At 47.1% G+C, this 13,146-nt stretch carries 11 protein-coding genes; 4 read left to right on the forward strand and 7 right to left on the reverse strand.

Annotation, left to right across the window (positions count from 1 at the left end):
• Positions 1-24 precede the first annotated feature (24 nt).
• Together SPM24T3_RS13015 and SPM24T3_RS13020 are read right to left on the reverse strand one after the other, a co-directional pair.
• Positions 25-1,902, reverse strand: coding sequence for a potassium transporter Kup (locus tag SPM24T3_RS13015; protein WP_009637230.1), 1,878 nt, complete (start codon positions 1,900-1,902; stop codon positions 25-27).
• Between the two features lie 362 nt (positions 1,903-2,264).
• Positions 2,265-4,052 carry a sigma-54-dependent Fis family transcriptional regulator gene (locus SPM24T3_RS13020; protein ID WP_009637231.1) on the reverse strand — a complete coding sequence of 596 codons (1,788 nt, stop codon included), beginning with the start codon at positions 4,050-4,052 and terminating at the stop codon, positions 2,265-2,267.
• A 289-nt stretch (positions 4,053-4,341) separates the two neighbouring features.
• Between SPM24T3_RS13020 and SPM24T3_RS13025 the strand changes: the two genes are divergently transcribed.
• Together SPM24T3_RS13025 and adhP are read left to right on the forward strand one after the other, a co-directional pair.
• A complete protein-coding gene (locus tag SPM24T3_RS13025; RefSeq protein WP_009637232.1) occupies positions 4,342-5,862 on the forward strand; it encodes an aldehyde dehydrogenase family protein in 1,521 nt (506 codons plus the stop codon).
• A 29-nt stretch (positions 5,863-5,891) separates the two neighbouring features.
• Positions 5,892-6,917, forward strand: a complete 1,026-nt coding sequence (gene adhP / locus SPM24T3_RS13030) for an alcohol dehydrogenase AdhP (RefSeq protein WP_009637233.1) — start codon at positions 5,892-5,894, stop codon at positions 6,915-6,917.
• 82 nt (positions 6,918-6,999) lie between these two features.
• Here the strand turns inward: adhP and SPM24T3_RS13035 are convergent, their stop codons facing one another.
• The 4 genes from SPM24T3_RS13035 to SPM24T3_RS13050 form a co-directional block, all read right to left on the reverse strand.
• Complete coding sequence (locus SPM24T3_RS13035; protein WP_009637234.1) at positions 7,000-7,464, reverse strand: SRPBCC family protein; 465 nt, start codon at positions 7,462-7,464, stop codon at positions 7,000-7,002.
• 605 nt (positions 7,465-8,069) lie between these two features.
• The gene (locus SPM24T3_RS25135; RefSeq protein ID WP_009637235.1) at positions 8,070-8,462 is read right to left on the reverse strand and encodes a hypothetical protein; all 393 of its coding nucleotides are present in this window, start codon (positions 8,460-8,462) and stop codon (positions 8,070-8,072) included.
• A 112-nt stretch (positions 8,463-8,574) separates the two neighbouring features.
• On the reverse strand, positions 8,575-9,393 hold the full coding sequence (locus SPM24T3_RS13045; RefSeq protein ID WP_009637236.1) for a hypothetical protein: 819 nt from the start codon (positions 9,391-9,393) through the stop codon (positions 8,575-8,577).
• Between the two features lie 60 nt (positions 9,394-9,453).
• Positions 9,454-10,086 (reverse strand): DapH/DapD/GlmU-related protein, encoded by a 633-nt coding sequence (locus SPM24T3_RS13050; RefSeq protein ID WP_009637237.1) that lies wholly within the window; start codon positions 10,084-10,086, stop codon positions 9,454-9,456.
• Positions 10,087-10,237: 151 nt separating this feature from the next.
• Between SPM24T3_RS13050 and SPM24T3_RS13055 the strand changes: the two genes are divergently transcribed.
• A complete protein-coding gene (locus SPM24T3_RS13055) occupies positions 10,238-10,624 on the forward strand; it encodes a DUF4440 domain-containing protein (protein ID WP_009637238.1) in 387 nt (128 codons plus the stop codon).
• A 285-nt stretch (positions 10,625-10,909) separates the two neighbouring features.
• On the opposite strand, the gene SPM24T3_RS13060 is transcribed toward SPM24T3_RS13055, so the two are convergent.
• Positions 10,910-11,692 carry a DUF3750 domain-containing protein gene (locus tag SPM24T3_RS13060; protein ID WP_009637239.1) on the reverse strand — a complete coding sequence of 261 codons (783 nt, stop codon included), beginning with the start codon at positions 11,690-11,692 and terminating at the stop codon, positions 10,910-10,912.
• Positions 11,693-11,931: 239 nt separating this feature from the next.
• Here SPM24T3_RS13060 and SPM24T3_RS13065 point away from each other — a divergent pair, with 239 nt between their 5' ends.
• Positions 11,932-12,732: a MetQ/NlpA family ABC transporter substrate-binding protein gene (locus SPM24T3_RS13065; protein ID WP_009637240.1), complete on the forward strand. Its 801-nt coding sequence runs from the start codon at positions 11,932-11,934 to the stop codon at positions 12,730-12,732.
• The last annotated feature ends 414 nt before the right edge of the window (positions 12,733-13,146 follow it).

The raw sequence follows: 13,146 nt of genomic DNA on the forward strand, positions 1-13,146 counted from the left end.
ATATCGCTGCCTTTCCGGGCTTTTTTATAGCGCAACCTGACGGCTGATTTCCACGACCCGATCGCTGGGCAGGCGATAATGGTCAGTAATATGAATGTTGTTGCGAACCATAAGTGAGAAAATATGCCGCTGCCACGAAGGCAGTCGTTTGCGGCCTTCACCACGAACAATGTTTTCATGTCCAACGTAGAAGGTCAGATTTTCTCTGTCGACGTCGAGATCGGCAATTTCCTTATATCCCAGCAATTGCGCAATATTAGGTTCTTCGATAAATCCATAGTGGGCAATGACGTGCCAAAAGTTAGGCGCGATTTCCTCGATCTCTAATCGCTCTTTGGCTGAAACCCTCGGAATATTTTCAATCTGGATATTCAATGAAATAACCTGAGCATGCAGTGAACCATTGCGAGTAACGTGCCAACGCATAATAGTCGGTGTCTCCGTTGATCGCGTTAAAAATACTGCAGTACCGGGTACCCGTGGAATTTGATGAGTTTCAATGTCAGTCAGAAATTCTTTAACCGGCATGGTTTTTTCACGGACCACCAGAGTGGCAATTCTGACGCCATGATGCCAAATCATCATTACGCTATAAAGTGCCAACGCCATAAGCAGTGGAACATACCCCCCTTCGAGTATCTTGACCAGGTTAGCGGTTAAAAAGCTCAAATCTACGATAAAGAATAAACCGGCAATCAATCCGCTGATGACTATTCCCCAACGCCATACTTCACGCATCGAAACATAGATTAATCCACTGGTCATAATCATGGTAAAGGAGACGGCAATCCCATAGGCAGCGGCCAGGCGGTCGGAAGACTGGAAGAAAATAGTGAGGAAAACGGTCGCAATCATGAGTAACCAGTTAATCGAGCCAATATATATTTGCCCGTAACTTTCTTCAGAAGTCTGTTTTATTCTTAACCGTGGTAACCAACCAAGCTGCATTGCCTGTCGAGTCATGGAAAAGGCCCCACTGATAATTGCCTGGCTGGCAATAATAGTCGCAAGAGTGGCTAATATCACCAGCGGAATAAGCATGCCGGGCGGGCAAAGGCGATAGAAGATATTCTGAGTGACATCAGCGCCGGATAAGATCAACGCCGATTGCCCGGCGTAGTTGAGCAGTAGGCTGGGGAAAACCAAAGCAAACCATGCAAGCCAAACAGGGCGTTTACCAAAATGGCCCATATCGGCATATAAGGCTTCTGCTCCGGTCACACAAAGGAATACGCCTCCTAATACTAAAAAGCTGCTTAGGCCATGGGAGAATAAAAATTTGAAGGCGTAATAGGGATTAACCGCGGCTAACACCGCTGGATGCTGCACAATCCCCCAGATACCAAGCCCGGCAATGACCACAAACCACAGTGCCATTATTGGACCAAAAAGTTTGCCAATCTTCGCCGTACCCATTGCCTGGATAGCAAATAGGGCGATTAGAATCGCAACGGTCACTGGCACAATATAAGATTTTGATTCCGGCAAGACTATATTGACCCCCTCAATGGCTGAGAGGACAGATATCGCCGGGGTGATGGCACCATCGCCGTAAATCAGCGCAGCACCAAATATGCCGGCGAAAACAACCCATGGCCGATTTTTCTTTTGCGTAAACAGCAAAGACATTAGTGCCAGTATTCCGCCTTCACCATTATTGCTCATACGCATGGCGAACATGGCATATTTTAATGTAGTCACAATCACTAATGTCCAGATTATTAATGATAATAATCCGAGAACCACCTCATGGGAGGAGCCGCCACCTGACAAATACAAGACTGTTTTCAAAGTATAAAGCGGGCTAGTGCCGATATCCCCGAACACGACACCCAATGCGCCCAGTGCCAGCAATTTTGTTCCTGCCGGAGCTTGATCTTCCGTTACATTGTCACTCGACATCCATTAATCCTCAACATTTTCTAAATCAAATAGTTAATTATCGATAGCTGAGTTTTTAAACTGTTTCCAGCAACCCTACATTCAGAATAGTCACTTAACACCGTGATGCTAATTTAAAGATGTTTTATAAAATTACCGTGAACACTGAGCTGTCGAGAACATCTATTTAATAAAAATATTTAATATCGCACACAGGCGCGCGCCCCACAGGACCAGTGAGGTTTATGACTTTCTTTTAACGGTGCTTGTTGAACAATATCGGGGATTGGAAATAGGGCGCTTTTCCATTGATTTTTAATTGGATTACGAGAGGAGGCTCGGCTGCACTAACGTCGAAGTCACTCTTTTTTACACTGGTATGATCACCCAGCTTGCCTTTCTCGTGCCGCACGGCGATAAAGCGTGCTGCGCGCAACGCCCAGTACTTTCGCCGCCTGGGAAATATTACCGTTGCAACCCTGCAAGGTTTCAGCGATGAACTGGTCATCATGTTGTTGCAGGGCCGAATGCGGCGCAGTGTCTTCAAGCTGATATTTACCGGGCAGGCTGTCGCAGTCAATAAGTTGTCCATCATCAGCCAGTGCCATCAGTACCTTAAGCAGGCTACGCAATTGGCGCACATTTCCCGGCCATGGGTGTTTCGCCAGCCGGTTTATCAAGGCCGGTGCGAGCTGAATATCTCTCTGCTCGCTGCCCAACTCACGCCACAGCTGCAAAATAAACGACTGAAGCGAAGGCCATTCGCGCAGTGGGGGAATAGTGATTGAAAATTCTTGCAGCCGATAGAACAGGTCTTCACGGAATTTACCTTCCTCAACCAGTTGAGTCAGATTACGGTGGGTCGCGCAGATCACGGCAAAATTAACCGGCCAGCTATGGCTCGATCCCAGCGGGGCGACCTCTTTTTCCTGCAATACACGCAGCAATCGGGTTTGCAGTGCCAGTGGCATATCACCAATTTCATCGAGAAACAGCACGCCGCCGTCGGCTTCCCGAATTTTGCCGACATAGCCATTTTTACTGGCCCCGGTAAACGCACCTGCCTGATAGCCGAACAGCTCGGATTCAATCAATGACTCGGGAATGGCCGCGCAGTTTATCGCCACAAACTTCCCTTGATGCCATTGACTCTGCTGATACAAAGCGCGACTGACATACTCTTTACCGCTACCTGTTTCACCTAAAATACACAGCGAGATCCCGGCATTTAGCAAACGCACCAATTTCTGATTTTCGTTGCGCAGCGAGTACGAATAATCGGGGGGGTTAATGGCGCTGGATGGCTGATAGACGCGGGTTGGCGCGCGTAAGCGAAAATAATAGCGTTGCAGATTGTGTGTGATGAGCGGTTGCGCAACGCTGTTGGCGCTTTGAATATTATGCGGAAAAAGTTGCTGGAAAGTGGTGTTGCCAAAATTTTCTCTACATAGACTCAGCTCCCTCATCGCCATACGGTTTGCGGCCATTAGAATATTGTCTGAAAAAATAAGCAGCATCTCGTCAGCATTATCAATACCTTGCACCTGCGGATGGAGACTCATTAGCCACTGGTCAGTGTGCAAACTCTGTTTCATCCACAGATATTCAATATGTTTCGCCGCTTCTTTCACCCAGGCCAGCGTGTTGGGATGGGGAAAGTTGGCCGGTCCCGAGATATCCAGCACTCCGGCAATTTGACCATCGGGTGATTGCAGAGTCATCGCAGCACAGTACAGCCCTTGATTACTGGTCAGATAATGCTGATCGGCATAGATTTCACAGCTATCGTCAATGGCCAGCGCAGTGCCAATTGCATTGGTTCCTCGTCCGCCTTCGCTCCACAAATTTCCCGGTTCCAGAGCAAAACGCTGGGCTTTTTGCATTGCTTGCATATCGCCAAAAGTGTTTAGCACCAGCCCGCTGGCATCAGAAAGAACCACTACCGACTGCTTATCTGCAGTCTTTTCGGCCAGCGCTTTTACGCCGGGTTGGGCCACGCGTTGCAAGGCGGCATTATTGGCCAGCAGGTCAGCGAGTTCACCTTGTTGAATGCGCGGAAAATCGTCGGCCAAACGGTCGATGCCATAGAGTTGGCTGCGGAACCAGGATTCACTGAGCAGCGGATTGGCGTCCTGAGCGGTGGTATTGGCAACTGACGAATTTCCCTGCATTGGCAACCTCATGCTTGTATCGAAAGTGTTTCAATAGTGTAGCCAATGAGTTTTTCAAGTGTTGCGATTTGCAACACAGATACGAAAACTTTCTATCCTTGAAAATATCTGAAAATTAGTGATGAATTTATTTTATTGATTTACATCAGCTTTTAATTGAATTCAGCTTTAGATCATTGTTGGCACGATGGATGCTACACACATCATGCCATCGCGAATTTGTAGAGTGCTTGCAGCGCTGATGGCCAATCTCAGAAAGTAGTACCCTACATAAAACAAGGAGTTTGCGATGCGTTACGCACATCCCGGAAAACCGGATGCTTTGGTTACTCTCAAAGCAACCTATGGCAATTACATCGGTGGCAAATTCGTAGAACCGCAAAGCGGTCAATACTTTATGAACACTTCACCCGTTGATGGCAGTGATATTGGTCAGTTCCCGCGCTCCGATGCCAAAGACATTGATGCTGCTCTCGATGCTGCTCATCAAGCCGCTGACGCCTGGGGGAAAACCAGTGTTCAACATCGTTCCAATCTGCTTTTACAGTTAGCCGATCGTATTGAAGAAAACCTTGAGTATCTGGCGGTGGCGGAAAGTTGGGATAACGGTAAGCCTATCCGTGAAACCCTCAATGCTGACTTGCCACTGGCGGTGGATCATTTCCGCTATTTCGCTGGTTGCCTGCGTGCTCAAGAAGGCAGTGCTGCAGAAATTGACGAAAAAACAGTTGCTTATCATTTCCATGAGCCGCTGGGGGTTGTGGGGCAGATCATTCCGTGGAACTTCCCACTGTTAATGGCTGCGTGGAAACTGGCCCCGGCGCTGGCTGCGGGTAACTGTGTGGTGCTTAAACCCGCAGAGCAAACGCCGCTGGGCATTACCTTGCTGCTCGAATTGGCCGGTGATCTGTTCCCCGCAGGCGTGCTGAACGTTGTACAAGGTTATGGTAAAGAGGCAGGCGAAGCGCTGGCAACCAGCAAACGGATCGCCAAAATTGCTTTCACCGGCTCGACGCCGGTGGGACGACACATCATGGCCTGTGCCGCGGAAAATATTATTCCGTGCACCGTCGAACTGGGTGGTAAATCACCGAATATCTACTTTGCCGACGTGATGAACGCCGAACCCGAGTTTATCGAGAAAGCGGTTGAAGGGCTGGTGCTGGGCTTCTTCAATCAGGGCGAGGTCTGTACCTGTCCTTCACGCGCGCTGATTCAGGAGTCTATTTACGAAGAGTTTATGGAGCGCGTGATTGCCAAGGTGGCAAATATTCGCCGTGGTGACCCGCTGGATACCGACACGATGATTGGCGCTCAGGCATCCCGCCAGCAGTTCGACAAAATCCTCTCCTATATTGATATTGCCAAAGAAGAGGGCGGTCATATTCTTACCGGCGGTGAACGCGCCTCGATTGGTGCAGGATTCGACAACGGTTTCTACATCCAGCCGACTCTCATCAAGGGCGAAAACCAGATGCGTTCCTTCCAGGAGGAAATATTTGGGCCAGTTATCGGCGTTACCACCTTTAAAGACGAGGCGGAAGCGTTGGAAATCGCTAATCAGACACAGTTTGGTCTCGGCGCAGGGGTGTGGACTCGTGACACTAACCTGGCTTATCGCATGGGCCGCAACATAAAAGCGGGTCGTGTCTGGACCAACTGCTATCACATGTATCCGGCTCATGCAGCCTTTGGTGGCTACAAGCAGTCAGGCGTGGGACGCGAAACCCACAAAATGGCGCTCAGCCAATATCAGCAGATTAAAAACCTGCTGGTCAGCTACGACATTACACCGTTAGGTCTTTTCTAAGACTCTCTTTACCTGTAAGGAAAATACAGATGAAAACGATGAAAGCCGCAGTAGTTAAAGCCTTTGGTGAGCCATTAGTGATTGAGCAGGTGCCAATCCCGGAAGTCGGGCCGGGCCAGGTACTGGTGAAAATTGTTGCTACCGGTGTATGTCATACCGACCTTCACGCCGCAGAAGGCGACTGGCCGATAAAACCGCAGCCGCCGTTTATTCCGGGCCACGAGGGCGCGGGGTACGTGGTGGCAGTAGGTAATGGCGTAAAGCATATTCAGGAGGGGGATCGCGTCGGCGTGCCGTGGCTATACTCCGCCTGTGGCCATTGCGATCATTGTCTAGAAAATTGGGAAACCCTGTGCCTTTCGCAGCAAAACTCTGGCTATTCCGTTAACGGCAGTTTTGCAGAATATTGCCTGGCAGATGCTAACTATGTCGGCATCTTGCCAGATAATATCGGTTTTAATGAAATTGCGCCGATACTCTGCGCCGGCGTTACGGTTTATAAAGGTCTGAAAATGACGGATACAAAACCGGGCGACTGGGTCGTGGTTTCCGGAATTGGCGGCCTTGGCCATATGGCAATTCAGTATGCGGTTGCGATGGGGCTGAATGTTGCCGCGGTAGACATCGACGATGACAAACTCGCTTTTGCCAAACGTCTTGGCGCCAGCGTAGTGGCCAACGCCAAAAATGTCGATCCGGCCAAAGTGTTTCAGGAGGAGTTTGGCGGGGCTCACGGCGTGCTGGTCACGGCGGTATCGCCAAAGGCATTTGAGCAGGCGATTGGTACGATGCGTCGCGGTGGAACCATGGTGTTAAATGGCCTGCCACCGGGTAAATTTGACCTGTCTATTTTTGATATGGTGCTCGATGGCATCACTGTTCGTGGGTCAATTGTCGGCACGCGTAAGGATCTGCAGGAGGCGTTAGATTTTGCCGGTCGCCACAAGGTAGCCGCCAATATTGCCGTCGAACCGCTGAGCAATATCAATGATATCTTTGCCCGTATGCATGCCGGCAAAATTGAAGGGCGCATTGTGGTAGATTTAGCGCTTTAAGACTGTCGCTTTCATTCAAGAAAAATCAAAAGGCTCTCTTTCGGGAGCCTTTTCTCATGGTTGGTGTGTGCATTTATTCGCATTACAATTTTTTGGCGTATTCAACCAATTGGTCGGTGACAATTCCCCAGCCGACATAAAATCCCATATCTTCATGAGCCTGGCGAGATTCTGCACTGCGATGCCGCGCAACGGCGGTGTATTTAGTGCTGTTTTCTCCCGCATCTTCCAGCAGAAGAATCGCTGTCATAAATGGGTTCTCGCTGGGCTTCCATCCTTCGCTGAAAGCATCTGTAAATACCAGTTTTTCATTTTCGATAATTTCCAGATAGACGCCATTATTGTTCATTACCTTGCCATCCACCTCAAAAGTGGTGTTAAAACGCCCGCCGGGGGTGAGATTGATGTCGCACTCAGTGACTTTATGCGGTCTGGGAACAAAGAAATTCTTGATGTGCCGGGGCGTTGTCCAGCATTGCCAAATCAACGAACGAGGAACCTCAAGGATTTTCTCCAGCTTGAGATCTGTCTTCGGGTCAAAGTTCATTTCTCATATCCTCTTAAGATTGTTTACACAGTAATACGGCTTTTCAGTATTAGAATATACGCCTGATATCGGCCTGGAAGGGTGCGGCAGGTCTGGAATTAGATCGATTTTTGACTCTTTGGAGAGTCGTGATTTGTTTCATATCATAAGCATGACATTCATCTTGAACCTGATTTCAGTTATATTGTCAGATATGTCACAAAACAATTGATAGGAAGACGTCGCCACATGATTAAGCGTTTCACACTTGTTGTATTCACAGCAGCGTTTGCGTTGACCGGATGTGCCAAGATTACTGCTGCCGGTTCAGCTGCTAAATCTGCCGCAAACTCTGTTCTGATACCAACTCTGCCAAACACGCCAGATTTTTCTAGCGGTCCAACTTTGGTTACCGTGAAACATGTTGCGACCCTGGGTGACGACGGCGAGCCGCTGTATGTCACCATTGACGGCACAGATGCGGGAATTCTTGCCATGGGCCAAACCGTGTCACTGCATGTGGAAGCGGGTAAGCATAAGGTTGGCGGCTACGCGCGCTCATTGATTGGTCGAGTCACGCTTTCGCCGGTTGAAGTCACTACCAGCACTCACTCTGACCAGCATGTTCAATACGCGGTGACCAATACTTCACCAGCATTTACCGTGCGTCCCGCTACGCCTAAAGTTGTCGTCGCCCCAGTTGCCGCGCCAGCACCAGTGGCAGCACCGGCAGTTACAGCGCCTGCGGCCACGACGACGCCAGCAACCGCGACTCCAACGGCCACAGCCCCAGCGACAACCACAGCTCCGGCAGCGGCTTCCACCACCGCGACGCCGTCAACAGCAACGTCTTCTTCGACCACAACCACGACGCCATCTACCAGCACAAGCACAACGTCAGGTTCAACGACTGCGTCACCGCCTTCCACAACTACGCCTTCCACAACAACGCCTTCCACAACAACAACAACGCCATCCAGCAGCACAGGCTCATCGACTGCGACACCTTCGACAGACACGGTTCCAACTGCGCCTAGCCTTTAAGGATCAGTATGTTATCTGTTGCCAACCCCCTGTAGTTCTGGGCAGGGGGTTTGATGAGGCATTACTATTGGGAAATTTAATTGAGTGTTATGGGCATGTATCTTGCCCAGCTAAATATATTGCCCTGGCGACAAGATAATCAGCGGTATTTAAAAGTATTTTATAACGTTCATTTTTCCACGTGCTTAAAAATTCATCATGGCTGTTAAACTCACAGCCTACGCCTGCTAAAGAATTTTCGATTATGGATTCTGATGTATTAATCTCGTTATCGGTGTCTATTATGTGCTTAATAGATGCAGTAGAACTGTTGAGGTAATTTATGGTTTTTTTGGCTATAACTTCAGCGTTATCTTCTGGCAAATTAATATAAAAATAGTCCATGGTATTACAAAAAATGTGAGAAAGTTCATGCATGATTGTTATAGCCATTTCGGTAGAACTTCTTGAATCCAAAGCTTCTATGTTTATGAATATTCTTTTCTGCGGATCTAGTTTATCAACTCTTGCAACAATGAAGTTTTTGCTAGAACAATCAATTTTAAACAGCGTGAAAGCAGGATCAAGGAGTTCGGACATACCGGTGTAGAGTTCAAATATCTGCTTTTTCTCATACCTTCGTTCTTTACTATTGAATTCAGCCAAGCCTATGACATCAGAAGCCCTTGAATTTAGTACGTTCATTGCGCCATCAAGCCAATATTGAGCAATGCTTACGGCTTCATTGATTTTATTTCTTGATTGCGGCGTAAAATTATTCAACCCGCGAATTAACAGCTTTCCGTCATTATCTTTTATGATATTTTTTTCATAGCTATCTTGAGGTTTTAATATCGGCAATACTGAATTTTGTTGATTAAAAGGGTTAGCGCTGTTATTAACTGCTGTAACTCCTGATGCTTTCATAATCCCTTACCTTGAAAAGTGATCCAATATTTATTTTATCGCATTAATCACGAGCGCTTTTTATTTTCCGTGTCGATTACAGAATTGCTCGATATTATCTGACTGGAAATCAGCTAGATTTGCCATCAATTTATCTAATGGCCAGTTCCACCAGGCAATCTGTTGCAACTTTTCTGCGATTTGCGGACTAAAGCGGGAGCGCAGTAGTTTAGCCGGAACGCCGCCAACGATAGAGTAGGGAGCAACGTTTTTCGTCACCACGGCCCCTGCAGCCAGCACCGCGCCATCGCCAATCGTGACACCGGGTAGAACAATAACTCCGTGACCAATCCAGACATCATTGCCAATAACCACGCGAGCCTCTCTTCGTTCAGCAAAAAATCCATGGTCGCGCTTGGCCTCAGGATCGTAATATTCAGGGCAATAGGTAAAACGATGCTGTGACGCACGATCCATAGGATGATTCGGTGCGCCAATACGAACCTGGTTGGCGATAGCGGTAAAGCGACCAATTTCGGTATCTGCAATACAACAGTGTTCGCCAACGTAAGAAAAATCTCCCAGCGAACAGTACTCGAGATAACTGTGTGCGAGGATTTCGCACTGTCGGCCGATATGCGTTTCCCGCATACGAACGCTGGTGTCGATAACGGTTTGCCCAAGTTTGGCAGGGGTAATGGCTGCAAGTGACATTGTAACTCCATTAGAAAATTAGAAATCGGGAAAATGATTTCGGTACCTATAAGCACGCTTGAATCTCGATATTAGCTGATCAAAATGACAGCAAATTGACATGGCTTAAAATGTAGTAAAATTCACGTAGCGCGGTCAAAAAGGAGCATGGATGAATAGGCAAAAGCTGGTGGATAAAATTATCGAGCTGGAAAAAAAACTGCATCATTGCGAAGTCCGGCGAAACGCCAAGTTGCTCAATGAATTGCTGCACCCAGAGTTTATTGAGATTGGTCGTTCGGGAATCCGTTACGACAGAAATGCGGTGATAAAAAGTCTGGAGCGGCAAGCTGAGCAGCCAGAAATTCACAGCACTGATTTTAAATTGAGTCTGATTGAAGCAAATGTGGCGTTGCTGACTTATAAAAGCTTCTATTTGGATGAAGCGGGCAGCAAGATACGGCAAACTTTACGGACATCAATCTGGCAACAGAGCAGTGAGGATGAACAATGGCAAATGCGATTTCATCAGGGTACGCCAGCGGCCAGCAGTGAATGACTGGGTTTTAGGTGGATAAGCGCGATAAAGGAGAACGTTCAGCAAAAGTGCCGAAATTGAAGATAACAGATATTGGGCCCAGTAAAGCCCAAAACCTCAGAATCCACGTAACGACACCTTGGTGCGCATAATGTATATTATGTTAAATAGGATATTTGGATTACGAATGAACTCCCTTACCTATCTGATATCGTGCAAACTGCTGCATCAAACTCTGGGGATTTGAAGAACGGAAACCAGAGTTTGTTTTCCGCTGGGCCAAAGCTATGACCCAGCACTTGACTACTAAATATCTTTAACCGCGACACCTGAGTGGCTGTCGTAACCCACTCGGCCAATAAACGGTAAACGCAGCGCCGGTGATGTAAACTCAACGCCAAGATTTAATCCCAAAATATTGAACTCAATGCCCTCCTGCGCGCCTACCGTGAATCCTAATAATCCGAGCAGTGAAACTTGCACTCCCTTTCCTGATGGTGGTAACCCGATTGGGCGTGTCAACGGGCGGTAATCTTTACCTATCGCATTTGAAGGTAAATCGAGTCCTAAATCAGGAACCGCGCGGCCGATATGTGCCATAAAGGTATTACTATTCGGGCCTGGATAAGCATGATAAGTGCGTGGGAATGGATAGCTTTTAATGGCTGCTTCAATCTCTGGGATCATTGCCTCGGCCCCCGGCCCACGATGGTCAACCAGAATTCGAGGTTTAGAACCGAACCAATAGCCATCGGGCACAGCATAATTTTGGCGGACAACATTTCCACTGCCCCAACCAATAACGTCATAGCGGGTGTACTGTGTTTCCCCTACTCTTTTGAAAATAATCCACGGATGTACGGCAAATAAACCACGCCAGCCGTAGGTGGGCGCAGTATAGATTTGAACGATCGCTGTATTACGGAACTTAATCGGATCTGGAGCCAGAGATGCCGAATCCCGGCGGGTAGTTGCCCAATTATGGCCAATCGGATCTTCTTTAGTTTGAGACGCTTTTGCATAACTGTAGCCAAATGAAATAAGCAAAATGCAGAGATAACCCAGGCCGATCCACTTGATGTATGTCATAAATTGTTGTTGATTCCTCGCGGTAATTCACTAAACCCTAGAGCAAAAAAATCCATGCCGCAAGCAAGCTGAATTATCATCAGCCAAGCATAGGAAGTTCTTATGGACTGGCGTGCTCCACAATCAATTTAGATGAACATATTTCACTACATATCAATGGATAAGCTGCAATAAAACTCTGTATAGTAGTAATTGGGTTCTAGCGAATATATAAGCTTAAATTATAGAGAAGTGTAATTATGAAAAAATTGCTGTTATCTGCCTTGGTAACCACCTCGGTTTTGATGCTGTCTGCCTGTAAACAAAGCGATGACAATGATGTCAAAGTGGCTATCAATACCGGTCCAGACCAGGCTATTTGGCAGGTAGTACAAAAAGTGGCTAAAGATAAATATAATCTGAACGTAGAGGTCATTCCTTTCAATGACTACGTTCTGCCGAACGAGTCTTTAAATAGCAAAGATGTTGATGCCAATGCATTCCAAAGCCTGCCTTACCTTGAGGCACAGTCTAAGGAACGGGGATATCATTTCGCTATTCTGACCAAGACCTTTATTTTCCCAATTGCTGCTTACTCTAAAAAAATCAAAAACGTTAAAGATTTACCTGATGGCGCAACCATTACTATCTCTAACGAGGCAACCACATTAGGTCGCAGCCTGTTGCTATTGCAAGCCCAGGGTCTGATCAAACTCAAAGATGGCGTAGGCTATTTGCCGACCACTTTGGACATTACCGAGAACCCCAAGAAACTTAAACTGGTTGAAGTTGATACCCCTCAGTTGACCCGCACGCTGGATGACCCTAACGTCACCCTATCCATTATCAACACTAACTTTTCCTCACAGGTAGGCCTTTCCGCCTCTCGTGATGGCCTGTTTATGGAAGGTGCAGCCTCACCTTACGTGAATGCATTGGTAGCACGCGCCGATGACAAAGACAGTAAGAAACTTCATGAGCTGACAGAAGCTTTCCAGACCCCTGAAGTTGCAGAAAAAGCCAAAGAAGTTTACAAAGGCGATGCTATTAAAGCCTGGTAAAAAATAAATACAAGGGGCAAGCCCTTCAAATAAGTTACTTGAAGCCTGGTTTTCCACGCCCCTTAATTCGCTTAGTAAAAGAGAAAATCTTCAACTGCGTCTTGCTAAGACGGTGGATAATGTAATAATAATGCACGAAACTGTTGTTTTCATGCGAATATTCTTATAAGACAGTATATTAATCTTGTTAATGTAATTTAATATTTTTGCATGCTAGTATCTCACTAGATTGATTGATAGCCATAAACAGATGCATAAATCAACGAAAGAGATCAAAAAATGAGAACATCCTTTGTTATATTGACATGGAATCGAGGAGAGATGCTTCCTGTATGTCTTGAGGCTTTGTATGATGCTATCAACGATAAGAAGCAATCTGAGATCATTATCTTCAACAATGCATCAACTGATTGA

It is taken from the genome of Serratia sp. M24T3, from assembly GCF_000257645.1.
GTDB lineage: Bacteria > Pseudomonadota > Gammaproteobacteria > Enterobacterales > Enterobacteriaceae > Rouxiella.

Bases quoted from the DNA above. Each gene is read 5' to 3' on its own strand.
- SPM24T3_RS13055 (WP_009637238.1), top strand. From the start codon at position 10,238: ATGAATAGGCAAAAGCTGGTGGATAAAATTATCGAGCTGGAAAAAAAA.
- SPM24T3_RS13020 (WP_009637231.1), bottom strand. From the start codon at position 4,052: ATGCAGGGAAATTCGTCAGTTGCCAATACCACCGCTCAGGACGCCAAT.
- SPM24T3_RS13050 (WP_009637237.1), bottom strand. From the start codon at position 10,086: ATGTCACTTGCAGCCATTACCCCTGCCAAACTTGGGCAAACCGTTATC.
- adhP (WP_009637233.1), top strand. From the start codon at position 5,892: ATGAAAACGATGAAAGCCGCAGTAGTTAAAGCCTTTGGTGAGCCATTA.
- SPM24T3_RS13015 (WP_009637230.1), bottom strand. From the start codon at position 1,902: ATGTCGAGTGACAATGTAACGGAAGATCAAGCTCCGGCAGGAACAAAA.
- SPM24T3_RS13045 (WP_009637236.1), bottom strand. From the start codon at position 9,393: ATGAAAGCATCAGGAGTTACAGCAGTTAATAACAGCGCTAACCCTTTT.
- SPM24T3_RS13035 (WP_009637234.1), bottom strand. From the start codon at position 7,464: ATGAACTTTGACCCGAAGACAGATCTCAAGCTGGAGAAAATCCTTGAG.
- SPM24T3_RS13025 (WP_009637232.1), top strand. From the start codon at position 4,342: ATGCGTTACGCACATCCCGGAAAACCGGATGCTTTGGTTACTCTCAAA.
- SPM24T3_RS13065 (WP_009637240.1), top strand. From the start codon at position 11,932: ATGAAAAAATTGCTGTTATCTGCCTTGGTAACCACCTCGGTTTTGATG.
- SPM24T3_RS13060 (WP_009637239.1), bottom strand. From the start codon at position 11,692: ATGACATACATCAAGTGGATCGGCCTGGGTTATCTCTGCATTTTGCTT.